Source organism: Nocardioides sp. P4_G10 (genome assembly GCF_056401175.1).
This window is the reverse complement of the sequence record NZ_JBFUJV010000001.1, coordinates 749,692-773,740: the sequence shown is the minus strand read 5'-3', so window position 1 is coordinate 773,740 and position 24,049 is coordinate 749,692. Positions and strand designations below refer to the sequence as shown.

17 protein-coding genes are annotated in these 24,049 nt (G+C 70.5%); 10 read left to right on the top strand and 7 right to left on the bottom strand.

Annotation, left to right across the window (positions count from 1 at the left end; all coding sequences use genetic code 11):
- Positions 1 to 563, top strand: a 563-nt coding sequence (locus tag AC1DP1_RS03660; protein ID WP_477505676.1) for an IS30 family transposase, incomplete at its 5' end; no start/stop codon positions are given.
- Positions 564 to 588: 25 nt separating this feature from the next.
- Here AC1DP1_RS03660 and AC1DP1_RS03655 read toward each other — a convergent pair.
- Positions 589 to 924, bottom strand: a complete 336-nt coding sequence (locus tag AC1DP1_RS03655; RefSeq protein ID WP_457188735.1) for a hypothetical protein — start codon at positions 922 to 924, stop codon at positions 589 to 591.
- A gap of 335 nt (positions 925 to 1,259) precedes the next feature.
- On the opposite strand from AC1DP1_RS03655, the gene nrdR reads away from it, so the two are divergent.
- Together nrdR and AC1DP1_RS03645 are read left to right on the top strand one after the other, a co-directional pair.
- Positions 1,260 to 1,736 (top strand): transcriptional regulator NrdR, encoded by a 477-nt coding sequence (gene nrdR / locus AC1DP1_RS03650; RefSeq protein WP_457188733.1) that lies wholly within the window; start codon positions 1,260 to 1,262, stop codon positions 1,734 to 1,736.
- A 104-nt stretch (positions 1,737 to 1,840) separates the two neighbouring features.
- Positions 1,841 to 4,735 (top strand): vitamin B12-dependent ribonucleotide reductase, encoded by a 2,895-nt coding sequence (locus tag AC1DP1_RS03645; protein ID WP_477505675.1) that lies wholly within the window; start codon positions 1,841 to 1,843, stop codon positions 4,733 to 4,735.
- Between the two features lie 138 nt (positions 4,736 to 4,873).
- Here AC1DP1_RS03645 and AC1DP1_RS03640 read toward each other — a convergent pair whose 3' ends face one another.
- The 3 genes from AC1DP1_RS03640 to AC1DP1_RS03630 all read right to left on the bottom strand — a co-directional run bounded on the left by AC1DP1_RS03640 (position 4,874) and on the right by AC1DP1_RS03630 (position 9,236).
- On the bottom strand, positions 4,874 to 7,765 hold the full coding sequence (locus AC1DP1_RS03640; RefSeq protein ID WP_477505674.1) for a DEAD/DEAH box helicase: 2,892 nt from the start codon (positions 7,763 to 7,765) through the stop codon (positions 4,874 to 4,876).
- Complete coding sequence (locus AC1DP1_RS03635; protein ID WP_477505673.1) at positions 7,762 to 8,172, bottom strand: (deoxy)nucleoside triphosphate pyrophosphohydrolase; 411 nt, start codon at positions 8,170 to 8,172, stop codon at positions 7,762 to 7,764. Before AC1DP1_RS03635 ends, AC1DP1_RS03640 begins: the two co-directional genes overlap by 4 nt.
- A 77-nt stretch (positions 8,173 to 8,249) precedes the next feature.
- Positions 8,250 to 9,236, bottom strand: coding sequence for a helix-turn-helix domain-containing protein (locus AC1DP1_RS03630; protein ID WP_477505672.1), 987 nt, complete (start codon positions 9,234 to 9,236; stop codon positions 8,250 to 8,252).
- A gap of 134 nt (positions 9,237 to 9,370) precedes the next feature.
- Between AC1DP1_RS03630 and AC1DP1_RS03625 the strand changes: the two genes are divergently transcribed.
- Complete coding sequence (locus tag AC1DP1_RS03625; protein ID WP_477505671.1) at positions 9,371 to 13,054, top strand: S8 family serine peptidase; 3,684 nt, start codon at positions 9,371 to 9,373, stop codon at positions 13,052 to 13,054.
- A gap of 115 nt (positions 13,055 to 13,169) precedes the next feature.
- Here AC1DP1_RS03625 and AC1DP1_RS03620 read toward each other — a convergent pair whose 3' ends face one another.
- Entirely contained in the window at positions 13,170 to 13,649 is a 480-nt protein-coding gene (locus tag AC1DP1_RS03620) for a hypothetical protein (protein WP_477505670.1), read from the bottom strand.
- 160 nt (positions 13,650 to 13,809) lie between these two features.
- Here AC1DP1_RS03620 and AC1DP1_RS03615 point away from each other — a divergent pair, with 160 nt between their 5' ends.
- The 3 genes from AC1DP1_RS03615 (at position 13,810) to AC1DP1_RS03605 (ending at position 18,514) form a co-directional block, all read left to right on the top strand.
- Positions 13,810 to 15,687: a BTAD domain-containing putative transcriptional regulator gene (locus AC1DP1_RS03615; protein ID WP_477505669.1), complete on the top strand. Its 1,878-nt coding sequence runs from the start codon at positions 13,810 to 13,812 to the stop codon at positions 15,685 to 15,687.
- 4 nt (positions 15,688 to 15,691) lie between these two features.
- Positions 15,692 to 17,056 (top strand): FAD-binding oxidoreductase, encoded by a 1,365-nt coding sequence (locus AC1DP1_RS03610; RefSeq protein WP_477505668.1) that lies wholly within the window; start codon positions 15,692 to 15,694, stop codon positions 17,054 to 17,056.
- A gap of 90 nt (positions 17,057 to 17,146) precedes the next feature.
- On the top strand, positions 17,147 to 18,514 hold the full coding sequence (locus tag AC1DP1_RS03605; protein ID WP_477505667.1) for an FAD-binding oxidoreductase: 1,368 nt from the start codon (positions 17,147 to 17,149) through the stop codon (positions 18,512 to 18,514).
- Positions 18,515 to 18,575: 61 nt separating this feature from the next.
- On the opposite strand, the gene AC1DP1_RS03600 is transcribed toward AC1DP1_RS03605, so the two are convergent.
- The gene (locus tag AC1DP1_RS03600) at positions 18,576 to 18,701 is read right to left on the bottom strand and encodes a hypothetical protein (RefSeq protein WP_477505666.1); all 126 of its coding nucleotides are present in this window, start codon (positions 18,699 to 18,701) and stop codon (positions 18,576 to 18,578) included.
- A gap of 151 nt (positions 18,702 to 18,852) precedes the next feature.
- On the opposite strand from AC1DP1_RS03600, the gene AC1DP1_RS03595 reads away from it, so the two are divergent.
- The 3 genes from AC1DP1_RS03595 to AC1DP1_RS03585 all read left to right on the top strand — a co-directional run bounded on the left by AC1DP1_RS03595 (position 18,853) and on the right by AC1DP1_RS03585 (position 21,124).
- Positions 18,853 to 19,092 (top strand): hypothetical protein, encoded by a 240-nt coding sequence (locus tag AC1DP1_RS03595; protein ID WP_457187085.1) that lies wholly within the window; start codon positions 18,853 to 18,855, stop codon positions 19,090 to 19,092.
- Complete coding sequence (locus AC1DP1_RS03590; RefSeq protein WP_477505665.1) at positions 19,089 to 19,469, top strand: PIN domain-containing protein; 381 nt, start codon at positions 19,089 to 19,091, stop codon at positions 19,467 to 19,469. Before AC1DP1_RS03595 ends, AC1DP1_RS03590 begins: the two co-directional genes overlap by 4 nt.
- Positions 19,470 to 19,873: 404 nt before the next feature.
- The gene (locus tag AC1DP1_RS03585; RefSeq protein WP_477505664.1) at positions 19,874 to 21,124 is read left to right on the top strand and encodes a DUF2786 domain-containing protein; all 1,251 of its coding nucleotides are present in this window, start codon (positions 19,874 to 19,876) and stop codon (positions 21,122 to 21,124) included.
- 25 nt (positions 21,125 to 21,149) lie between these two features.
- On the opposite strand, the gene AC1DP1_RS03580 is transcribed toward AC1DP1_RS03585, so the two are convergent.
- A complete protein-coding gene (locus tag AC1DP1_RS03580) occupies positions 21,150 to 23,957 on the bottom strand; it encodes a DEAD/DEAH box helicase (protein WP_477505663.1) in 2,808 nt (935 codons plus the stop codon).
- Positions 23,958 to 24,049 lie beyond the last annotated feature (92 nt).

Genomic DNA, 24,049 nt, shown 5'->3' with positions numbered 1-24,049 from the left:
GTGAGCTCAAAGCCACCCTGCGCAGCGGCCGCACGGTGCGCCGGCCCCGCGGACGCCGCAAGAACGGCAGCCGCATCGTGGGTGCGGTCAGCATCACCGAACGGCCCGAGGAGGCCAACTCCGCGGTCGCGACCATCGTCGAACGAGTCAGCGGCTACGTCGTCCTGGGCCACATCGCCCAAGGCCGCAAGAGCGAGAACGTCATTGACGCCGTCGCGTTGGCGATGAGTCGCTACCCAGCCCAATTGACCAAGACCCTGACCTGGGACCGCGGCATCGAGATGGCCAACCACGCCCACCTCACCGCCCGTACCGGCATCGACGTCTACTTCGCCGACCCCTACAAGCCCTGGCAGCGCGGCAGCAACGAGAACATCAACGGGCTCTTGCGCGAGTACCTCCCCAAAGGCACCGACCTATCGGTCCACAGCGCCACCGACCTGCAGACCATCGCTGACGAGCTCAACGACCGTCCCCGCAAACGCCTGGGCTACTACACACCCCGCGAACGCCTGACTACGTTGATCCAAGAAGACCTCAACCGCGTTGCAACGACTCCCTGAATCTGCCGACCCTGGGGCTCCGCGATCAGCGCGCGGCGCGCTTCCCGCCGACGGGGCGCGGGGGAGCGTCGTCCGAGGGCGGGGGCTGGGAGATCCCGAGCGCCCGCATCAGGCGGGCGACGAGCAGCAGGCCCGCGAAGAGGCAGGCGATCGCGCCGAGGCAGGCCAGTGCCATGAAGCTCCAGGCCGACCCGCCGGACCCGCTGCGCGCCGCCGTACCGAAGTCGATGGCGGCGTAGACGAGGTAGCCCCAGGCGACCATGCAGAGCGTGATCGCGGCGCCGAGGGCGAGGGCAGCCTTGTTGAACTTCCGAGGCGACGGAGCCGCCCGGCGCGACCCTGCTCTCTTCCCCGTGGACACGGAGATCATTGTGGCCGATGTGGCCTGAGTGGGGCAGTCGAACCGCCAGGAGAAGCTGTCGACACGCCGTCCCGCAGCGGCTGGAACGGCACTGACCTGCGGTTTTGCGGGACCCGGCAAAAACCTCGAGGGATCTCTTCCGTTCGCTTGTCAGACCTAGTGGTCGGGGCGTACGGTTACCACTACATCTAGTAGTTACACCGCTGTAGTTATCCACATCTGGTGCACAGGCCAGAGGGCGAACCCCACAGTTACAGGCTAGTTGTCCACAGGAACATCCCCAACCCACACCCTGTTGTACGGGTGTGTGAAGCGTGCCCGAGAGGAGGACCGCCATGCACTGTCCCAACTGCAAGAACGAGGACACCAAGGTCCTCGACTCCCGGGTCGCCGACGACGGCGGTTCGATCCGTCGGCGCCGTACGTGCGCTGCCTGTGACCGCCGCTTCACCACGGTCGAGAAGATGCAGCTCACGGTGCTCAAGCGCTCCGGCGCGACCGAGCCGTTCAACCGCGACAAGGCGATCGCCGGCGTCCGAAAGGCCTGCAAGGGCCGCCCGGTCACCGACGCCCAGCTCGCGTGCCTCGGCCAGGACGTCGAGGACGCCCTGCGGCTCAGCGGCCAGGCCGAGTTCGACGCCAACGAGGTCGGGCTCGCGATCCTGGCCCCGCTGCGCGCGCTCGACGAGGTGGCCTACCTCCGCTTCGCGAGCGTCTACCGCGCGTTCGAGTCGGCTGACGACTTCGACGCCGAGATCAAGATGCTGCGGCTCGAACGAGCCGCCACTGTTCAGCCCGTCCAGACGGGCTGACCCACATACGGCCCGGCAGACCGTGGGGAAGCGGTCTGCCGGGCTCACCAAGCACCCGCGAGAAGACTCGCGATGTTGAACCAACCACCACCACAGGAGATGGCATGACCGAGACGGTGAGCACCCGCGCCAAGGCGAGGGGCAAGGGCCTGAAGCTGGAGCGCGTCTTCAGCACCGAGGGCACCCACCCCTACGACGCCATCACGTGGGAGCGTCGCGACGTCGTCCAGCAGAACTGGAAGACCGGCGAGACCGTCTTCGAGCAGCGCGGCGTGGAGTTCCCCGACTTCTGGTCGGTCAACGCCTCCACCATCGTCACCACCAAGTACTTCCGCGGCGCCGTCGGCACCGACGTACGCGAGTGGAGCCTCAAGCAGCTCATCGACCGGGTCGTGAAGACCTACACCAAGGCCGGCATCGACAACGGCTACTTCGCCGGTGACGCCGACGCCGAGGTCTTCGAGCACGAGCTGACCTGGCTGCTGGTCAACCAGTACTTCTCCTTCAACTCCCCGGTGTGGTTCAACGTCGGCACCCCGTCGCCGCAGCAGGTCAGCGCCTGCTTCATCCTGAGCGTCGACGACTCGATGGACTCGATCCTCAACTGGTACAAGGAGGAGGGCTTCATCTTCAAGGGCGGCTCCGGCGCCGGCCTCAACCTCTCCCGCATCCGCTCCTCCAAGGAGCTCCTGTCCTCCGGCGGTACGGCCTCGGGTCCCGTCTCCTTCATGCGCGGCGCCGACGCGTCCGCGGGCACCATCAAGTCGGGCGGCGCCACGCGTCGTGCGGCCAAGATGGTCGTCCTCGACGTCGACCACCCGGACATCGAGGAGTTCGTCATGACGAAGGCGCGCGAGGAGGACAAGATCCGCGCCCTCCGCGACGCCGGCTTCGACATGGACCTCGGCGGCGCCGACATCACCTCCGTGCAGTACCAGAACGCCAACAACTCGGTCCGCGTCAGCGACGAGTTCATGCGTGCGGTCGAGGACGGCACCGAGTTCGGCCTGCGCTCGCGCGGCACCGGCGAGGTCATCGAGACCGTCGACGCCCGCGACCTGTTCCGCAAGATCAGCACCGCCGCCTGGGAGTGCGCCGACCCGGGCCTGCAGTACGACGACACGATCAACGACTGGCACACCAACCCCGAGACCGGCCGCATCACCGCGTCCAACCCGTGCTCGGAGTACATGTCGCTCGACAACTCCTCGTGCAACCTGGCGTCGCTCAACCTGCTGAAGTTCCTCAAGGACGACGACACCTTCGACGCCGCGCTCTTCGCGAAGGCCGTCGAGTTCATCATCACCGCGATGGACATCTCGATCTGCTTCGCCGACTTCCCGACCGAGGCGATCGGCAAGACCACCGTCGACTACCGCCAGCTCGGCATCGGCTACGCCAACCTCGGCGCGCTGCTGATGGCGATGGGCCTGGGCTACGACTCCGAGGGTGGCCGCTCGATGGCTGCCGCGATCACATCGCTCATGACCGGTACGTCCTACAAGCGCAGCGCCGAGCTCGCCGGGATCGTCGGCCCCTACGCCGGCTACGCCCGCAACGCCGACGCCCACAAGCGCGTGATGCGCAAGCACCAGGCGGCCAACGACGTCGTCCGCGTGCTGCACACCGAGGACGGCCGCGTGCACAAGCTGGCCTCCAAGGCGTGGGCCGACGTGATCAAGACCGGTGAGAAGAACGGCTTCCGCAACGCGCAGGCCTCGGTCCTCGCGCCCACCGGCACCATCGGCTTCATGATGGACTGCGACACCACCGGCATCGAGCCCGACTTCTCGCTGGTGAAGTTCAAGAAGCTCGTCGGCGGCGGCTCGATGCAGATCGTCAACCAGACGATCCCGCGGGCCCTGAAGAAGATGGGCTACCAGCCCGAGCAGATCGAGGCGATCGTCGCCTACATCTCCGAGCACGGCCACGTGGTCGACGCCCCGGGCCTGAAGACCGAGCACTACGAGATCTTCGACACCGCGATGGGCGCCCGCTCGCTCAAGCCGATGGGCCACGTGCGGATGATGGCGGCCGCGCAGCCGTTCCTCTCCGGCGCGATCTCCAAGACGGTCAACCTGCCCGAGGACGCCACGGTCGAGGAGATCGAGGACGTCTACCTGCAGTCCTGGAAGCTCGGCCTCAAGGCGACCGCGGTCTACCGCGACAACTGCAAGGTCGGCCAGCCGCTGTCCGACGGTGGCGGCAAGGCCAAGAAGGACGAGGCCGACAAGGCTGCCGCCTCGGCCGCGGTCGAGACCAAGGTCGTCGAGAAGGTCGTCTACGCCCCGGTCCGCAAGCGCCTGCCGAAGTCGCGCGTCTCCCGCACGACGTCGTTCACCGTCGGCGGTGCCGAGGGCTACATGACCTCCGGCGCCCACGACGACGGCCAGCTCGGCGAGGTGTTCCTCAAGCTCGGCAAGCAGGGCTCGACCCTCGCCGGCGTGATGGACGCCTTCTCGATCGCGGTGTCGATCGGCCTGCAGTACGGCGTCCCGCTGGAGACCTACGTCTCGAAGTTCACCAACCTGCGCTTCGAGCCCGCCGGTCTCACCGACGACCCGGACGTGCGGATGTCGCAGTCGATCATGGACTACATCTTCCGCCGCCTGGCCCTGGACTACCTGACCTTCGAGGACCGCTCGATGCTCGGCATCTACTCCGCCGAGGAGCGCCAGCGCCACCTCGAGACCGGCTCCTACGAGCCGCTCGTGGAGGAGACCGGCTCGGCTGCCGAGCTCGTCGAGCCCGCCGCCCCGGCATCCGCCGAGGTCGTCGAGGTTGCGGACGTCGAGACCAAGGACACCCACGGCTCCGAGGCCCGCGAGGTCCCGGCCAAGGTCTCCACCGGCGAGGCGAAGACCACCGCCGAGCTCTTCGAGAAGCTCACCGGCACCGCGGTCGACTCCCCGCTCTGCATGACGTGCGGCACGAAGATGCGGCCGGCTGGCTCCTGCTACGTGTGCGAGGGCTGCGGAAGCACCAGCGGCTGCAGCTGATCCAATCAAGTGAGGCCTGCCCGATAAGGGCAGGCCTCACTTGTCATTTGCGCACGGGAGCGGCGCCGAAGCCGGTGTGCCTAGGCCGAGGTGCGTGCGTCGTCGTGCAGCGGTTAAGGGTCAAGTCCCAGAGTCTGCTCAGATGCTGGCTGGTAGCGGGTGGAAGTAGTCGAAGAGCCCCTGCTTGATCGGCTCGTCGAACTTGAGGGTCATCTCCACGACCGGAAGGGCTTCCCCGGCCATCTGTGTTTCGACTGCCTCGGCGACCTGCGCTTTGCCGAGGTAGTAGTGATCGCTGCCCTCTGCATCGTCCTTCTTCACAAAGACGTGGATGTCGACTCGGTGCTCGACGAACTGCTTGACGTCCTTACTCTCGAGATTGCGGTTGCTCTTCGAGAACCAGCGCATCGTTGAAGGATCGAGAAGGGCATCCTCGTACGCCGTGCTTGCGGCCACGGTCTCGTCCTTGTGCAGAGTCGTGAAGGCCGTACAGATGCCCAACGACTCATCTGACTTGTAGCCGTAGATCGTCGAGGCTGTGCTCCTTGACCAGCCAACGAGCCGCGCGGCGTCACGTCTGGAGTACTGCATGCCCGGAGTGAAGAGGTGGTCGGGCAAGTAACGAGCTGCCGTCAAAGCCTGCCCCGTCTTCAAGACGTCGGCGATAGCAGCATCGAACTGGGGCGATGCCTCCCGCGCGTCGATGAAGGAGTTAGTCAGCGCTACGACGTCGTCATCCTGCTCGACGATGCCGTGGATGTAGCGCTTCTGATCGCCTTGCGAGTAGCCGCGCAACGTGAAGGTGTCGATCGCGGCTTGCACAGATCGAGCGTCGGCGGCGATGCCAGCCTGGCTGAATGCCTGGCTGATCTGCTCAACGTTGACCACAGGCTGGGTGAGAAGCAGTTCGAGCAGAACGAACTCGTGCAGTCGCTTCGTGGGCAGTACCTCGTGTGAGAGGAGGGCAAGGGCGCGGTCTGCATCATCTGGCAGGACAGGACCCTCGCGCAGGAGCGCTCGGACAAGGTGGAGGTAGTTCGCCTTCTTCGTGGCGAGGAGCACCGGGTCGACTGATTCGAATCGCTGGAAGTCCCAGAGCGTCGGGATGGCTCCGACGCGGTTCTTCATCGCCAGCAAGGCTGTCTTCAGATTGGCCATGCTGTCGAGGGTGGTGCTGGCGATCGAGCGAAGCACTCGTTCTCGAGCGACCTCGTCAAAGCTGACGCTCGACAATCCGGGCAGTGCACCCGCCTCGATGGTCTCGTTCAGCTTCTCTCGCAACGACTCCTTGTTGAGGGACTCATCCCCGAAGAGAGCAATGGGAACGAGGAAGTTGGTGGCGTAGTTGCCGATGAAGTCGATGACGACCAAATGGTCCTTGTCATCGGCGAGCCGTAGGCCACGTCCGAGTTGCTGAACGAACACGATCGCGGACTGCGTCTGGCGGAGCATGACCACTTGATTAACGGTCGGGATGTCCACGCCTTCGTTGAAGACATCGACCGTCAGGATGTAGTCGAGCTCGCCAGACTCCAGTTCGCCGACCCGCTTCTCCCGGTCTGACACAGTGTCGTCGCCCGTAAGCGCCACCGTCCGTAAGACTCTGCCCCGCAACGTGCTGCGGTTCAGTTCGGCAGCAAGTGCGTGCGCCTCTTCCTTGCGGCTACAAAAGATCAGGCCACGTGGCGCGACCCCGGCTTGCCCATATTGATCGAGCGCGGTGAGCAAGTGGTCGACTCGCTCTGCGGTGATCAGCAGCTTGAGTTCTGTCTTTTCGGTCGTCGTCGTACCGTCGTCGTAGGTCACATCGGCAACGCCGTAATAGTGGAAGGGGCACAGCATCCCGGCTTCGAGGGCGTGATGCAGGCGGATCTCGTAGGGGACGTTGTAGTGGAACAACTCGTAGACGTTGAACCCGTCCGTGCGCTCGGGGGTTGCGGTCATGCCGAGAAGGAACTTGGGGGTGAGGTGCGAGGTGACCCGCTGATAGGTCGCCGAGCCTGCGCGGTGCGCCTCATCGATGATGACGAGGTCGAAGGCGTCGGGAGCCACTTTGGACAGCACGTCCGCTCCGGACAGCGTCTGAACCGTCGCGAACACGTAGCGGCGATTGGCCTGCTTCGACGATCCAGTGAGCTTTCCGTAGTCGTCTGCGGAACCGCCCAGCACCTTCCGGTACTCGCTGATCGTCTTGTCCAGGATCTGCTCGCGATGGACGATGAACAGCAGTCGCTGGGGCGCGATCTGCCGGACGTCGAGGGCGGAGAGAATCGTCTTTCCCGTGCCGGTTGCAGACACGATGATGGCGCGCTCAGCACCCTGGCTCCGCACGAGGTCGAGGGCCAGAAGGGCGTCCTGCTGCATGGCGTTGGGCTGGATCTCTACGGTGTCGGGCTGAGGACCGACCGGGCTCGGTGAGGCCGGTCGCGTTGCCGGGGCGAGATAGGTCGCGGCGTAGGAGTCGATCCACTCCTGGGTAAGCGGTTCGGAGGCGGAGCTCTGCTCTTCGAGGACGCGACGGATCTGAGTCGCAAGGTCGCCTTCCCGCGCTGCTGACACGCGCAGGTTCCACTCGTGGTTCGTCGATAGTGCGGCGCTCGTTAGGTTCGAACTGCCGATGATCGCCGTGACGCTTCGATCGTGCTCAAACACGTAGCCCTTGGCGTGGAAACCCTTGGCCGGGTGGCGACGTACGTCGATCCCCTTGAGCTCGTTGAGCTTGAGCAGTTCGGCGAACGCTTGGGGCTGATTGAAGCCAAGGAAGTCCGACGTAACGATCGTCCCCTTGCCGTTGAAGTCGTGAAGGTGCTGCTTCAACTGGGCGATCGCACCCGACGTAATGAATGCGACCGAGAACGTAAAGGCGTTACAACGAGCAAGCTCCTCGACGAGGGCGTGCTCCACGGTGCTTCCGGCATCGTTCATGACGAGCCGAGGGTTGTAGTGCCGCGGTCCCTCGGAGCCTGAACCGACGTAGCCAAAGTCAATGTCGAGCGCGAACTGGGTCGACCAATCGATCTGAGCGTTCACTCGATGGTGGCCTTCACCAGCGCAACGGCGGGAACGTCAGCCGGCGCCCACTCCAGGGAGTCAAGCTCTTGGGGAAGAAGCCACCGCACTGCTGTGTGTTCTGTGAGGGTCGGCTCGCCGTCTACCAGGGCGCAATAGAAAGTCGTCAGAGTGACCTCGGCGAAGTCGTACGCGTGGACTGTCGTGGTGATCTCGTCACTCACCTCGACTACGCAGTCCAACTCCTCAGCGATCTCGCGCTCGAGTGCCGCGCGTGCTGACTCTCCAGCCTCGATTTTTCCGCCCGGGAACTCCCAAAGCCCGGCGAGGGACCCACTCCCACCACGCTGAGCGGCCATCACATGGCCATCTCGCACTATCACTGCGCCCACTACTGCGATCCGTCGCAGACCCGTTGACTCACTCATCTCAATCCGAAGCTTAGAACCGAGTCTGGGTTACGCACCGGTGTTACGCGAGGTGCACGAGGGAATCATCCCTTCGCCTACACCCCCACCCACCCCCGCCGGCAAGCCTCGTGCCCGAGCTGGAACCGCGTCACGACAGAAGCCCGGTCCATCAGCCCCGACACCCGCCGCTGGACCGTACGGAGTGACATTCCCAGCTGACCGCCGATTGCCTGGTCCGTCAGACCGGCGAGCAGCAGCGTGAGGATCCGCGCGTCCACGTCCTCGATGCGGTCGGCGTCCAGCACAGAGACGCCAGAGGCCGACGGCACGACCTCGTTGGACGAGGCCCAGACCAGGTCGAAGAGGTGGAGCAGCGCGTCCAGCAGCCCAGACTCGTGCACCAGCAACGCACCGCCGCCGGAGTCGGAGGCAGTCGGCGCCAGCGGCAGCAACGCCAGCGACCGGTCGGCGATGACCAGGCGCAGGGGGAGCGAGTCGGTCACCCGCACCGACTCCCCGGCCTCGATCGACTCGACGACCCGGTCCATGAAGCCGGGCCGCTCGAAGGCTGACCGCTCGAGCACGACGCGGTAGGCGACGCCGCGCGCGACGGCCACGTCCTCGGAGGCGGTGTTCTCCTCCGCGGTCACCACCGCGACCGACGTCTTCACCAGGGCAACGACCTCCGAGGACGCGCCGCGCTGCATCTGGGCGAACCGGTCGGCCACCGCGCGGGAGCCGCGTACGACGTCGACGACATCGGTGCCGGTGCGGTCGGCGACGGAGCCGCGGTACTGCTCGGTGAGCCGGCCGAGCTCGAGCTGCGCGCGGCGGATCTCCTCCTCGCGCTGCACGATCAGCGACCCGAGCGCCAGCGACGGGGGAGAGGCGACGAAGTGGCCGGGCTGGCTCGTCGATCTGGCGACCAGTCCCTTGTCCTCCAGCGCGGAGAGTGCGGTGGCCAGGGCCGCGACCGAGGACGTCATCACCTCGGCCAGGTCCTCCGCGGACGCCGACGGCAGCGCCACGAGACGCCGGTAGGCGCCCTCCTCCGTCGCATCCAGTCCGAGCACGTCGAGCATGCTGCCTTCCTTCTGAAGCCGAGGTGGGGGCCAAGCGCGGCGGAGATGTGTCATGGCGTATCCCCGCCATTGAGGAGCGTACTCATCGGTGGCAGGTTCATGCCTGCTCACCTTCTCGGAAAGGACCCACCCACATGTCCCCCTCCCTCCCCGGCACCGTCGCCGGGCTCGCGACGCTCGCGGTCACCGCCGCTGCGTTGACCGTGCCCAGCGCTGCGGCCGGCCCCGACGCGAAGGCCACCGCCGCGCCGGCCGTCGCCAAGACCACCACGGTCACCCTGCTCACCGGCGACGTCGTCACCCTCACCGACACCGGTGCGGGCCCCGACACGGTGAGCGTCGACCGCGCGCCCGGCAGCGCCGGCGGCTACCAGACCTACACCGTCGGCGACGACCTCCACGTCGTCCCCGACGCCGCGCTCCCGTTCCTCGCCAACGGCCGCGTCGACGCCGACCTCTTCAACGTCACCGGCCTGGTCGAGCAGGGGTACGACGACGCGTCGGTGCCGTCGATCCCGCTGATCGTCCAGTACGGACCCGGCGTCCGCGCAGCCGCCGTCGACGCGCCGGCCCACAGCACCCAAGGCGCGGTGCTGCCGAGCATCGGCGGCGCGGCCGTCGCCGCGAGCAAGGACCAGGCGGCCGACTTCTGGGCCGAGATCGCCCAGCAGGGCCGCGCCCGCTTCGCCGGTGGCATCGCCAAGATCCACCTCGACGGCAAGGTCGAGGCCTCGCTGGCCGACTCCGTCGCGCAGGTCGGCGCCCCCGAGGCGTGGGCGCAGGGTCTCGACGGCACCGGCGTCACCGTCGCCGTGCTCGACACCGGCGTCGACCAGACCCACCCCGACCTCGCCGAGCAGGTGGCCGAGACCCGCAGCTTCGTGCCCGGGGAGACGGTCACCGACGTCAACGGCCACGGCACCCACGTCGCCTCGACGGTGGCCGGCACCGGCGCCGCCTCGGACGGGAAGGAGAAGGGCGTCGCGCCCGGCGCGGACCTCGCGATCGGCAAGGTCCTCAACGACGGAGGCTCCGGCGCGGAGTCCTGGATCATCGAGGGGATGGAGTGGGGCGCCGGCCGCGCCGACGTCGTCTCGATGAGCCTGGGCAGCCCGGAGGCCAGCGACGGCACCGACCCGATGGCCCTCGCCGTCGACTCGCTCAGCGAGTCGACGGGCGCGCTGTTCGTCATCGCCGCCGGCAACTACGGCCGGGTCAGCGGCATCGGCTCGCCCGGCGCGGCGCAGTCCGCGCTCACCGTCGGAGCAGTCGACGGCGCGGACGAGCGCGCCTACTTCCAGGACATGGGCCCGCGCCTGGGCGACGCCGTGGTGAAGCCCGAGATCGTCGCCCCCGGCGTCGACGTCCTCGCCGCCCGTTCCTCTGCCTCCGACGGCGAGGGTCCCTACGTCTCGCTGTCGGGCACGTCGATGGCCACCCCGCACGTCGCCGGCGCAGCCGCCATCATCGCGCAGCAGCACCCTGACTGGACCGGCGCACAGATCCGCGACGCGCTGGTCAGCACGGCCAAGCCGCTGGCCGGCCAGACGGCGTACCAGGTCGGCGGCGGCCGGCTCGACGTCCCGTCCGCGACCTTGGGCGACGTCGTCGCCACCGCGAGCGTCGAGCTCGGCTACCACGCGTGGCCGTCCGACGACGATGCCCCGGTCGACCGGACGATCACCTACACCAACCTCACCGACGCCGACGTCACGCTCGACCTCTCCGAGGCCGTCACCGCTGACGACCTCTCGCCGGCACCCGACGGCCTGGTGACCCTGTCCAACGACCAGGTCACGGTTCCTGCGGGCGGCACGGCCGACGTGACGGTCACCGGTACGCCGACCGCCGGCGCAGCGGGGACGACGTACTCCGGCACCATCGTCGCCTCCGCAGGAGGTGAGCAGGTCGCCCAGACCGCGGTCGGCCTGGTCAAGGAGCAGGAGCGCTACGACCTCCAGATCCGTGCGCTCGACCGGAAGGGCAAGCCCACCGGCGGATTCGTCACGCTCTACCGCTACGGCGACCAGTACGTCAGCACCCTCGAGCTCGACCCCGCCACCGGCACCGCGCCGACCCAGCGGTTGCAGCCCGGCGTCTACAACGTCACGAGCTGGCTGCCCGTCGACACCGACGGCAGCGGTGTCGCCCTCGTGGGCAACCCCCACCTCGTGGTGGGCGAGGGCGACCAGACGGTGACGCTCGACGCCCGCAAGGCGAAGGAGATCTCGGTCAGCACCCCGCGTCCCAGCATCGACGGCGCACGCCGGCCGGGCTACGTGCACGACTCCGGGATCGGCGGGCCGTTCGCAAGCTTCGTCAACCAGTACGCGGTCTCCCCGGCGATCGACCACGTCTACACAGCCCCCACCGGCAAGGTCGGCGGCGGTCGCTTCGAGTTCGCGATGCGCTGGCGGCGTACCGCCCCGCTGCTCTCCGTGACCACCGGTGGCCAGGAGCTCGACGCCCGCAACATGCCCTCCGCGCGTCGCTGGGACGGCACAGTACGCCTGACGGCCGCCGTAGCCGGGACCGGTGCGGCGGGCGACTTCGCCGGGAAGGACGTCCGCGGCAAGGCCGTGCTGGTCAGGCGCTCGGACGACATCGCGGCGTACGAGGTCGCCGAGAACGCCGCCCGCGCCGGCGCCCGCGTCGTCGCGATCGTCAACGACCGCCCCGGCCGGTTCATCGACTACGCCGGCGGCACCGACCTGCCGATCCTGGCGATGACGCAGGCCGAGGGGCAGCCCCTGATCGACAAGCTGGGACGTGGCGGCAAGGTCACGCTGACGCTCGACGGCACCGAGCAGGCGCCCTACGTCTACGACCTGGTCCGCTCGTTCGACGGCGAGATCCCGGCCGGCCTGTCGTGGGCTCCCGCGAAGAAGGACCTGGCCACGATCACGAACCGCTTCGTCGGCGAGGCCGGGCAGCTCGCGATCGAGAGCCGGGCCGACTGCTCGGACTGGAACTGGCCGCCGTGCATGGAGTACTACGAGCCGGTCCACCTCGGCAGCCAGCGCACCGACTACGTCAGCACGCAGGACGGCTCCGCCTGGTACGAGGGCGTGCAGGACGTGCGCGGCTGGGAGCTGCGGGGCGACCAGCGGGCCTACCGCCGTGGCGAGGTCCGCACGCACAGCTGGTTCGACCCGGTGGCCCGCCCGCGCACCGGCCCGGGCTACTGGCAGCCGCGCCGGAGCGGCAACTTCTTCGCCGTGAACGTGCCGTTCGCGAGCGCCGGCTCCGACGGTGTGACGGGAGGGATGTCCGACGAGTCGACGGTGGTGACGCGGCTCTACGCCGGTGACGAGCTCATCGACGAGAGCCCCTTCCAGGCCGTGCAGCGGGAGGTGCCCGCGACCGACGGCTGGGCGGACTACCGCTTCGAGATGGACACGACGCGCCCCGACCGCTGGCGCCTCGCGACGCGCACGTCGACGGCGTGGGACTTCCGGGCGCAGACGAGTGAGTCGGACGACTGGTGGGTCAACCTGCCGCTGCTGCAGCTCGACTACGACCTCGACACCGACCTGGCCGGCCGCCTGACGGGTCGCACGCAGGAGATCGGCCTGAGCGCCTTCCACCCGCCGGCGGTCGAGGGCGCCGGCAAGGTCTCGGACGCGACGCTCGAGGTGTCGTACGACGACGGGGCCACCTGGAAGCGCGCCGACCTCGTACGCGAGAAGGTCGGCTCGTGGTCGGCGACGGTGCGGATCCCGGCGAGGGTCACCCACCTCTCGCTGCGCGCCACGGCCTCGGACGACGCGGGCAACCGCGTCACGCAGGAGGTGGTCCGCGCCGCTGGGGTGCGCTGAACGCCGCCTGAGGACGCCCGCCGGAGACCCCACCTCCGGCGGGCGTCCATGCGTTGCAGGGGCCTCGAGCGGGCCGTCGTCAGCCCACGCTGCCTGCGTCCCTGCACCCGTCAGCTCAGGAGTCGAACACCTCCACGTTGGCCCGCCCCTCGGTCGCCAGGATCAGCGAGATCCATCCGTCGGTGCCGCGCAGCTTCCGGTGCGTGGCGTCGGTGACGACGTAGTGGCCGACGAACCGGTGGGTGACGACGTACGTGGCATCCACGTACTCGCCGCACACCTCGCCGACGGCGTCGAGGCGCAGCGTCCGCTTGGGGGAGGTCACGTCGAGGGTGCCGATGGCGGGCTCGCACGATCCGGGTGCCGGCAGCGAGCCGTCGTCGGCGGCCAGCGTCGCGACGTACGTCCCGTCGAAGGGGTCGCCGATGACGGACCCGGCGAGGTGGGCGGTGCCCGCCGCGTCGAGCGAGTACGTGCCGACGTCGGCGCCACGAAGGTCCACGAGCGGCTTGGGCGCGGCGACGGCGGGGGAGGCGATGGCCGGCACGGCGAGTGCGGCGACGGCGAGGGCGGTGAGTCGGGTGATGCGGTTCATCGGTGTGCTCCTGTGGTGTTGGTCGAGGAGACGACCGTGCCCCGGAGGGCTTGACGGCGACTTGGGGGTGACTTGAGCGGCGGGCCACGTGCCCAATTTCAGGGCAGCCAGCAGCCCTCGGGCCGCCGTACGCTCGACGGAGCCGAGGCGAGGAAGTGGGGTGGACGGGCAGCCGGAACTCAACCTGCACGTGCTCGGCGAGCTCAGGGCCACGCGGGATGGCGCGGTCGTGGACCTCGGCGGGCGACGCCAGCGCGCCGTGCTGGCGGCATTGGCCATGCAGCGCGACCAGGTCGTGACCGCGGACCACCTCGTCGAGTGTGTCTGGGGCGACCACGCGCCCGCCAACGCGAACGGCGCGCTGCAGGCGTACGTCAGCCACCTCCGCCGGAGGCTCGAGCCCAACGCGACTGCACGCCAACGCGATGGCGTCATCGCCCGCGCCGGGCCGGGCTACGTCCTGCGGCTCGAGCAAGACGCCGTGGACGCGTGGGCGTTCGAGGAGGCCGTCGAGTCAGCCGCCGGTCAGGCGCCGGGGGACGCGGTGTGCACGCTCGAGACCGCGTTGCGGATGTGGCGCGGACCGGCGTACGTCGACTACGCGGGGGAGGCGTGGGCCGAGGCGGAGGTCGCCCGGCTCACCGAGCTGCGCGGGGTCACCCGCGAACGCCTCCTCGGCACCCGGCTCGAGCTCGGCGAGGCACAGCTCGTCATCGGCGACCTCGAGGCGCTGGTCAAGGAGGACCCGCTCCGCGAGGAGCGCTGGCGGCTGCTGACGCTCGCGCTCTACCGCTCCCACCGCCAGGCAGCCGCGCTCGAGGCGCTGCGCCGGGCACGGACGGTGCTCGCCGACGAGCTCGGCGTCGACCCGGGTCCCGCGCTGCGTGCCCTCGAGGCGGAGGTGCTCGCCCAGTCGCCCGACCTCGACGGACCGACCCCTAAAGTCACCAAGGACGCGACCGCACTCATCCCGCGTCCCCGCACCCCCGACGGCCTCGTGGACCGGGACGACGAGCTGGCCCTCCTGAGGGCGAGGCTCGACGACCTGGCCGACGGCACGTCGGGCTGCCTGCTGGTCGAGGGTCCCGCCGGCATCGGCAAGACCCGCCTCCTCGACGAGCTGCGAAGGCTGGCGGTCAGCAACGGCGTCTTCGTGCGGTCGGCGCGGAGCAGCGCGCTGGAGCAGGACTTCGAGTGGGGCGTGGTCCGGCAACTCTTCGGCGCCGGCGTGGACGACGTACTTGCCAAAGGTGAGCGCTTCTCAGCGCTCCGCGGGCTCTGTGAGCTGACGACGCAGCTCGCCGAGGAGGCTCCGTTCGTGCTCTGCGTCGACGACGTCCAACGCTGCGACGAGGCATCGCTGCAGTTCCTCGCCTACCTCGTCCGCCGCCTCGAGGGACTTCCCGTGCTGGTGGTCCTGGCGATGCGCACCGGCGAGCAGCAGCAGGCCGACGACCTCGCCGAGCTGGTCGCCGACGAGACGGTGGCCGTCGTACGCCCCGCGCCGCTCACCGAGCAGGGGACCGCCGCGCTGGTGACCGACCGGCTCGGTCGCGGTGCCGACGCGTTCGTCGCGACCTGCCACCGGATGACGTCCGGCAACCCGCTGCTCCTGCGTCAGCTGCTGCGCGCCCTCGCCGACCAGGGCGTCCCGCCCGACGCGGCGCACGTCGACACCGTCCGGGCCGTGGGCTCGCGCGCGATCACGTCGCTCGTGACCCTGCGCCTGCGGCGGATGCCCAAAGCGGCCACGACGGTCGCGCGCGCGGTCGCGATGCTGGGGCCGATGGCCGACCTGCGGAGCGTCGCCGACCTCTCGCAGCACTCCGAGGAGGAGGTCGCGAGCGCCCTCGACCTGCTCGCCCGCAGCGAGATCCTGCGCGACGGGCACCCGTTGGACTTCGTGAACCCGCTGGTCCGCGACGCGATCCACGCCGACGTCCCGACGGGCGAGCGCGCCCTGCTCGTCGAGCGGCTGAACCGGCGGCTCAAGTCATCCTCAAGTTCCGCTGACCATGCTGGAGCGCCGAGATCGTGAGGTGGTGACGGTGCAGCAGGCCGAGGGTCTACGCCCGCTGGCGGGTGGTGCTGTCCACCTGCCCGGCGACCCCCTCTACGACGAGGCGCGGATGCCGTGGAACCTCCAGGTCGACGAGCACCCGGCCGCGGTCGCCTACCCGGCCGACCCCCACGAGGTCGCCCGGATCGTCCGCGCCGCCGCAGCGGCCGGCCTCCGGGTCGCGCCGCAGGGCACCGGCCACGGGGCACCGCCCCTCGCGGGCAGGCTCGGCGACGCCGTCCTGCTGCGCACCTCTGCCATGACCGGGTTGCGCGTGGACGCCGCCAGCCGTTCGGCCCGCGCCGAGGCCGGCGTGCTGTGGGGCGACGTCATCACCCGGGCCGGACGCGTCGGACTCGCCGGGCAGCACATGTCCAGCCCGGGTGTCGGCGTCGTCGGCTCGTCGCTCGGCGGCGGCGTGAGCTGGTACTCCCGCCAGCACGGCCTGCAGTGCAGCGCGATCACCGCCGTCGAGCTGGTGCTCGCCGACGGCACCTTCGTGCGCGCCACCGACGACCAGGACGCCGACCTGCTCTGGGCGGCCCGCGGCGGCAGCGGCGGCTTCGGGGTGGTCACCGCGCTCGAGTTCGACCTGCTGCCGGTGCGGACGGCGTACGCCGGCATGCTCGCGTGGGACTGGCGGCACGCCCAGCGCGTGCTCACCGCGTGGGGCGAGTGGACGGCGGACGCGCCGGAGTCGGTCACCAGCGTCGCGCGGATCTTCCAGGTGCCCGACATCGAGTGGCTGCCCGACCAGCTGCGCGGCCGCAAGATGGTGATGATCGACGCCGTGGCGCTCGGCGACCCCGAGACGGGCGCCCGCTCGATCGCCCCGCTGCGCGCGCTGCAGCCCGAGATCGACACGTTCGCCGAGATGCCCGCCCCCGACATCGCCCACCTGCAGATGGATCCGCAGGAGCCCACCGCGGTCTACGCCAACAGCGTGCTCGTCGAGGGCTTCCCTGCCGGCGCGGTCGACGCGCTCGTCGAGGCCGCCGGCCCCGAGTCGGGCAGCAACCTGCTCTTCGTGGAGCTGCGCCAGCTCGGTGGCGCCCTCGCCCGGCCCTCGCCCCGCGGCGGTGCCCTTGACCACCTGCCCGCCGCGTTCCTCGTGCTCGGCGTCGGGCTCGACGTCGGCACCGGGTGGGACGCCGTCCGCGCGGACGCCCTGCGGATCCTCGACTCGCTCGCCCCCTGGTCGTCGCGCGCGTCGTACCTCTCGATGGCCTACGAGGCCGCGGCGCGACGAGGGTTCGCGCCGGAGGCGTACGAGCGGCTGGTGCGGATTCGTGAGTCTGTGGACCCGAATCGCGTGTTTGTGGCACCGCGCGCGTCTTCCAGCGACTGATTCCGCGGCTCGACTCAAGTCGGCTTCAAGTCGGTCTCAACCATCCGGGTGCACCTTCGGAGGGTCAACAACGACCCAACGGAGGAAGCAATGACCATCGCCCAGACCAGCCCCGCAGCCGTACCGTTCGCGGAGCTGGACGCACTCACGATCGGCACCGTCGCGGTGCCCGGCGACACGGCGTACGACGCCCTCGTCTCGCCGTGGAACCTCGCCGTCCCGGTCCAGCCGGCCGCCGTCCTCGCCGCCTTCGACGCCCAGGACGTCGTCGAGGCCGTGCAGTTCGCGGCCCGCCACGGCATGCGCGTCACCCCGCAGGCCACCGGCCACGGTCCGATGGCGGAGCTGACCACCGAGCTGCTCGTCACCACCAAGGAGCTCGACGAGGTGGTCATCCACCCCGAGGAGGGCTGGGCCCGCACCGGAGCCGGCGTGAAGTGGCTGGCGGTCGTGGAGGCCGCCGCGCCGTACGGCCTGGCGCCGCTCTCGGGCTCGATCACCGACGTCGGGATCGTCGGCTACACCACCGGCGGCGGGCTCGGGCCGATGGCCCGCACCCACGGCCTCGCCATCGACAAGGTCCGCGCCATCGAGGTCGTCACCGGCGACGGCGTGCTCCGGCGGGTCACGCCGACCGAGCACCCGGAGCTCTTCTTCGCCCTGCGCGGCGCGAAGGGGATGCTCGGCATCGTCACGGCGATCGAGTTCGACCTGGTCGAGCAGCCGCGGTTCTACGGCGGCTCGACGTGGTTCGACGGCGCCGACGCGCCGGCGGTCATCGACGCCTGGCGCGCGTGGTCGGCGGAGCTGCCCGAGGAGGGCACCACGTCGTTCGCGCTCTTCCAGCTGCCCGACATGGAGGGCGTGCCACCGATGCTGGCCGGCCGCCTCACGCTGTCGGTGCGCTTCGTCTGGACGGGCTCCGCCGAGGAGGGGGAGCGCTGGTTCGCCGCGATGCGGGCCGCGGCGCCGGTCATCCTCGACGACGTGGCCGAGAAGCCGTACGCCGCGATCGACTCGGTCCACACCGACCCGCTCGACCCGGTCCCGGCCCACGAGGCGGGCGACGTGCTTGCCGACTTCCCCGCGGAGGCGGTCGACGCGCTGCTCGCGCTCACCGGCCCCGGCGTCCTGTCGCCGCAGATCCTGGTGGAGGTACGCCAGCTCGGCGGCGCCTACTCCCGGCCGGGGGAGCACCCGAGCGCCTTCGCCTCGCGCGACGCGGCGTACTCGCTGCTCGTCGTCGGCATCGCGGCGATCCCGGGCGTGGAGGACCACGCCGCCGCGATCCTCGACGCGATGGCGCCGTGGGTGGGCGGGCACCGGCTGCCGAACTTCACGTTCACCCCGGAGGAGTACGTCGACGCGTACGACGAGGTGACCCTCGCCCGGCTGCGGCGGGCGCGGCGGACGTACGACCCGGCCGGCGTGCTCGCGATCGGCGGCGTGCTGGCCTGAAGCCCGTGCGACCCGTGGCCCCCTAGGTTGGTGGGGCCGCGGGTCAGCACCTGCACAGCCGTCAGGCCGCCATCCGGGGCTCGTGGCCGCAGGCGTCGGTCATGAAGTTCGTCCAGCCGTGCTCGGTGACCAGGATGAGCTCGCCCGTGTAGACGTCCTGGAGGTCAGCCGGGAGGTCATGGTGCATGCCGATCCGAGGTACGTCGACTACCCGCCGTTGCCCTACGAGGACGAGATCGACCGCACGGACGACGACAGGCGCCGTCGCCGCCGTCGACAGCTGCCGGAGGAGTCGTCGAAGGTGGTCCCCCTTGCGCGTCGCTCAGTATGATCAAAGTATGAGCACTCGCATCACGGTCAGCCTGCCGGACGACCTCGTCGCGTCGGCTGTGGCCGCGGTGGCTGCCGGTCGCGCGACCTCGGTGTCGGCGTACGTCGCGAGTGCCCTGCGGGAGAAGGCAGAACGCGAGTCCGTGGCTGAGGTGCTGGCTGACTGGCGCGCGGAGGTCGGGCCGCTGACGGCGGCGGACGAGACCTGGGTGCAGGAGGCGCTCGTCAGCGCGCAGCTGGAGCCGTGACCCGCGGCTTCTGCCTGGACGCAGGCGCCCTCATCGCCCTTGATCGAGGGCAGTCGCGGGTGGTGCACCTGCTCGACCGGGTGATTGCCGTCGGCGGGGCGGTGGAGATCCCCGCCCCGGTCATCGCCCAGGTGTGGCGCGACGGATCGCGGCAGGCGCGGCTCGCGCGCCTGCTCGGCGCGAGCGACGTCGTCCTGGTGGGCCTCGACGCTGAGATGGCGCGTGCCGTCGGAGTCCTGTGCGGATCGGTCGGCGTCGCCGACGTGGTGGACGGGCACGTCGCCCTGCACGCGCGACGTCGCGACCTAGCCGTCCTGACGTCGGACCCGGACGACATCGCGCGGCTGGACCCGACCTTGACCATCGTCGCGGTCTAGGCCCACGAGCCCGCCCGGGCGTCGGGTGGCGGGCGACGACGTCGCGCGCCGGCTCGGCTGTGAGCGGCCTCTGCCGCGGGCGGTTCAGCCTCTTCAGCCTGCCGCCATCCAGCGGCGTACCGCGCCACATGGCTGAGCGGGCCTGCGCTGATTGGGTGGTCATCGAGACGGCAGGACCGGAGCCAGCGGGCTCGGTGGGCCGACCTTGGAGTCCGCCCCGACCGTGCTCATGCGGGTCGACCGGTCCTGCCGTCTTGGCGCCACTCGGGTACGCCGTCCGCTGCACGTCGGCGCGGACGGCCGCGCTCCGGCGGTGGGCTGGGGACGCCTGATCGGCCTGTGGAGAGAGAGCGCCAGCTGTCGGTGGAGCGTCGTAGCGTCCTGCGGACCACGAAGGGGGAGCGATGGGCGCCAACAGCAGGAAGCGCAAGGCAGCGCGGCAGCGCACGCAGGAGCGGAACGAGCAGCCCGGTGAGGGCCCGACGCGGGCCGGTGAGAGCTGGGACGCTGCGAGGGCCTACTCGGTCGTCGAGGCACACGTGCACCACGCGCTGCGGCTGCTCGCCCGCAAGAAGCTCAGCGACGACGAGGTCGCACGTGTCGCGGGGCAGCTCGTCGCCAGGGCTGCGCCCCACCCGAGGCACGTGGTCGAGATCGTGCTGCACGACCTGACGCAGGTGGTGGTCGGCCACGTGGTGGACGGCGGCTGGTCGCCGTCGGACCTGGGCGAACTGGTTGCGCGCAACCTCGGGCCGGCGCACCTCACGCTGCTGGCGGCGGCCCTGCGCGAGCACGAGCGCAGCAGTGCACGTGCTCAGGCATGGCGGGACGCGGTCGACGCACTCGATGAGCCGGTGTTCGCACTGGGTCCCGGCGAGCCCGTCGCTACGTTGCTCGGACTGGTCGCACTGCTGAACGTCGCGCCCCGGCTGACCGATGCGATCGCCGACACTGCCGCGGAGGCGGGACCGGAGCACCCGAAGCTCGCCCGGGTGCGGGCCTTGCTCGCCAAGGCCGAGTCCACCGAGTTCGACGAGGAGGCCGAGGTGTTGTCGGCCAAGGCGCAGGAGCTCATCTCCCGCTATGCGCTGGACCGGCTGCTCGAGGACGGGCCGGCAAGCGGGCACGGGGACCTGCAGGTGCGGCGCCTCTGGCTCGACAGGCCGTACGTGCGGGCCAAGATGCTGCTGGTCTCGGCCGTGGCCTCGGCCAACCGGTGCCGTGCGGCGGGTGCGGACCAGCTCGGGTTCAGCGTGGTGGTCGGGTCCTCGGCCGACCTCGACGCGGTCGAGCTGCTGGTGACCTCCCTGCTGGTGCAGGCGGATGCTGCGATGTTGCGCCACGGTCGCCGCACCAGCGCGAGCGGGACGACGCGGACGAAGTCCTTCCGCCAGTCCTTCCTCACCGCCTACGCCCTCCGCATCGCGGACCGACTGGAGCGGGCCAGTGTCGAGGCCGCACGCGCTGCCGGTGCCGACCTGCTCCCCGTGCTCCGGTCGCAGGAGGCGAAGGTCGCCGAGGAGTTCCTCCGGCTGGTGCCGCACAGCGTCGGCAGGAGCACGAGCGTGAGCAACAGCGAGGGCTGGACGGCCGGTCTCGCGGCGGCCGACCATGCGCAGCTCGGGGTCGACAAAAGCCTCGACCACGCCGGGTGAGCCCTCATGACACCGCGACGCGATGTCAGGACCAGTGGCGACGCATCACCGTGGTCGCTGCGAACGGGTCCTCGCCCGAGACCGCGGCCACGATGCCGGCGCCCTCCGGCTTCGCAGCGGCGAGCAGGCGGCCCTCACCGACCCACGTACGCCAGGCGTCGAGGTAGTGGCCGGCGTTCGTGGCGTTGCGGCCGAGAACGGTCGGAACGGGGTGCCACGCCTCGCCGGTCGCGCGCGCGGCCTGCAGGGCCTTGCGAGCGCCCCGGCGCGTACGGATCGGACGGTCCGGCAGCTGCGCGTCGGTGTAGCGGGACACGAGGTAGCGCGGAACGCCGACCGGGCCGATCGCCTCGTCGAAGGCGGTCGCGAACACCTCGGCGTCGCCCTCGGTGCCGACGAGTCGGAAGCGGTACTCCCCGCCCGGGTGGACGTCGACCGCGAGCGCCGACGCCCCGACGCTTGTCAGCCCGGCCGCGGCAAGGCCGTCCGCGACTGCCGCCGCGACCGCCTCCAGCGGCGGGACGGCCGCCGTCAGGGCGAGCTGCTCTCGCACCCACGTGGTGAGGTCGTCGGCGTGCGAGCGACCGGTCACCGCACTCTGGCCGAGGGTCGCGAGCCCGCCCACGGCGCCCGCCACGAGCGCCCACTCTCCGACAGCGAGGGAGGCTGCGCCGACACCGGCAGACGCCGCCGCCAGCGCCCACGACGTACGCCAGCTGGTGTCCGGCAGCGCGGCGTCGGTCGTCAGGCCGTCCGAGGTCAGCCGCCACGTCGGTGGGACAGGCGTGAGCGTGACGACCTCGTCGACCGGCGCGACGTCCGAGGCTGGGCGGCGTACTCGCAGCGACGCGAGCGTGACGTCCTGGTAGGGCTCGCCCACCTGCCACGCCTCGCGGATGGCGTCGCGGTCGGCGGCAGCGACGAGCATCCGGGCGTTGAGGCCGTCGAACGAGTCGACCGGCGGAGGCGCGTACGGGGAGAAGGACGCGTCGATGTGGGCGACTCCGTCGACGATGTAGCCGTCGGCGTCGATGCCGTGGAACCCCTGGTGCTTGCGCACCAGCCGGGACCAGTCGTTGTCGCCCTTGGGGTGCGCCTCCGAGACGCACACGACGGTCCAGTTGGTGGCGACCTTGTCAGGCCACGTCGGGTCGGTGCGCAGCGCCCGGCCCCTCGTCTGGACGACGGCCGTCAGGGTGGTCGCGGTGGTCAGGTCGATGAGGGTGGAGACGCCGCGGGCGTTCCACCCCTCGCCGAGGAGGCCGCGGGTGCCGACGAGGACCTGGGCACGGCCGGACTCGAAGAACGCGGTGACGTGGGTGACCCAGGTGCGCGACGTCCATCCGGACGTGCACGTCGCGACGGGGCCGGAGCCGGTCTCCACGCGGAGCCGTGACCCCAGGTCGGGGTCGCGGCCGGCGACGAAGGCGACGAGGTCGTGCAGCGTCGACTCGGAGGCGGCGACGACGGACCCGGTCACCAGCATCGGGTGGAGGGGGGTGGTGTTCGGGTCCGCCAGCAGCGCCTCGAGTGCCGCGATGGCCGAACCGGCCTCGGCGTCGAGGACGCCGTCCAGGGTGACCGGCACGGTCGCGGCCGCGCGCTCGTGGTCGCACAACACCAGCACCCGGGCCCGCTCGCCGATCGCGGCGTGCTCGGCGGCGATGATCTGCGCGGCCGCGCCGGGCTTGGCGTACGACCGGGCCAGCACGCGGTCGACGGTGGAGCGCCCGCGACGTACGCCGCGACGCGTCCACTGGTAGCCCACCGACGGCAGCGCGGCCCTCACCACCGCGAGCACCTCGGCGTCGGCCGGGTCAGCGGACTCGGCGACGTGGTGGAGCAGCCAGTCGCCGAGGAGCCGGACCCAGTCCTCGGCCGACGGCGCGTGCCGGTGCTCCTCGCGCAGGCGCGCTCCGACGGGCAGGGCGAGCAGGCCCGCGTGGTGCATGCGGAGCGCGGCGTCGCACAGGTCGCGCTCGCGGTCGACGAGCGCCGCCCAGGTAGTCGTGGCGGGAACGGGCTCGACGAACCGGGTGGTGAGCCACTCGTAGAACCCGACCGACCCGAAGCCCGGGGTGGTGAGCAGGGTGGTGAGCTCGGTGAAGCGCAGGGCCTCACTGGTGAGCCAGTCCTCCTCGGTCGGGGTGGGGGTGGTCAGCCAGACGAGCTCGTCGAACGGCGCGAGGTGGCCCTCCTTCACCACCGCAGGCACCGAGACGCGGTAGCGGATGCTCCCGAAGAGCTGGTCGACGAGGGCGCGCTGGTCGCCGGCGAGGCTCTCGGGCGGTGTCGCGGTGAGCGCAAGGACGTGGGCACGGCCGACGGCGTCGAGCAGCTCGGCGAGGAGCCGCCCCCACACCTCGAGCAGGTGGTGGCACTCGTCGAGGACGAGCACCAGGCGGGTCTGCGCGCGGATCCGATCGAAGAGGGCGACGCCGTTGGGGTGGAGTCGGTCGACGACCGGGGTCGTGGAGTCGTCGTCGTCCGCGGCTTCGGAGTCGAAGACGGCCAGGGACTGGTAGGTCAGGCAGGTCAGCGGGCTGCTGAGGGACTTGTCGTCGCTCGCGTCGAGCCCCAACGTCCGTGCCTCGGCGATCCACTGGGACTGGATGGCGGTGTTGGGGGCGAGCACGACGGCGCGTGTGTCGGAGTGTGCCCGGAGCTCACCCGCGACGGCCTCGAGGCCGACGCGGGTCTTGCCAGCGCCGGGCGGCAGGACGACCCACGCCCGCGGGTGCTCCGCGTCGTCCCAGGCACGAGCGAGTGCCTCGAGCGCTTCACGCTGGTGGATGCGCAGCGGCGGCACGGCGGGCGTGTCCGGGTCGGGCACCGTCGACGCCTCCTGGTGGGCTCGGGGGAGTCACCTGGCGAGCCGCCGTGCGCTGCAGGTGTGTCGGTGAATGGTGCCACGCGGCGGCGCGC

Excerpts from the sequence above, each read along its gene's own strand:
- nrdR (WP_457188733.1), top strand. The coding sequence starts at position 1,260 with ATGCACTGTCCCAACTGCAAGAACGAGGACACCAAGGTCCTCGACTCC.
- AC1DP1_RS03645 (WP_477505675.1), top strand. The coding sequence starts at position 1,841 with ATGACCGAGACGGTGAGCACCCGCGCCAAGGCGAGGGGCAAGGGCCTG.
- AC1DP1_RS03635 (WP_477505673.1), bottom strand. The coding sequence starts at position 8,172 with ATGAGTGAGTCAACGGGTCTGCGACGGATCGCAGTAGTGGGCGCAGTG.
- AC1DP1_RS03630 (WP_477505672.1), bottom strand. The coding sequence starts at position 9,236 with ATGCTCGACGTGCTCGGACTGGATGCGACGGAGGAGGGCGCCTACCGG.
- AC1DP1_RS03625 (WP_477505671.1), top strand. The coding sequence starts at position 9,371 with ATGTCCCCCTCCCTCCCCGGCACCGTCGCCGGGCTCGCGACGCTCGCG.
- AC1DP1_RS03620 (WP_477505670.1), bottom strand. The coding sequence starts at position 13,649 with ATGAACCGCATCACCCGACTCACCGCCCTCGCCGTCGCCGCACTCGCC.
- AC1DP1_RS03605 (WP_477505667.1), top strand. The coding sequence starts at position 17,147 with ATGACCATCGCCCAGACCAGCCCCGCAGCCGTACCGTTCGCGGAGCTG.
- AC1DP1_RS03600 (WP_477505666.1), bottom strand. The coding sequence starts at position 18,701 with ATGCACCATGACCTCCCGGCTGACCTCCAGGACGTCTACACGGGCGAG.
- AC1DP1_RS03595 (WP_457187085.1), top strand. The coding sequence starts at position 18,853 with ATGAGCACTCGCATCACGGTCAGCCTGCCGGACGACCTCGTCGCGTCG.
- AC1DP1_RS03585 (WP_477505664.1), top strand. The coding sequence starts at position 19,874 with ATGGGCGCCAACAGCAGGAAGCGCAAGGCAGCGCGGCAGCGCACGCAG.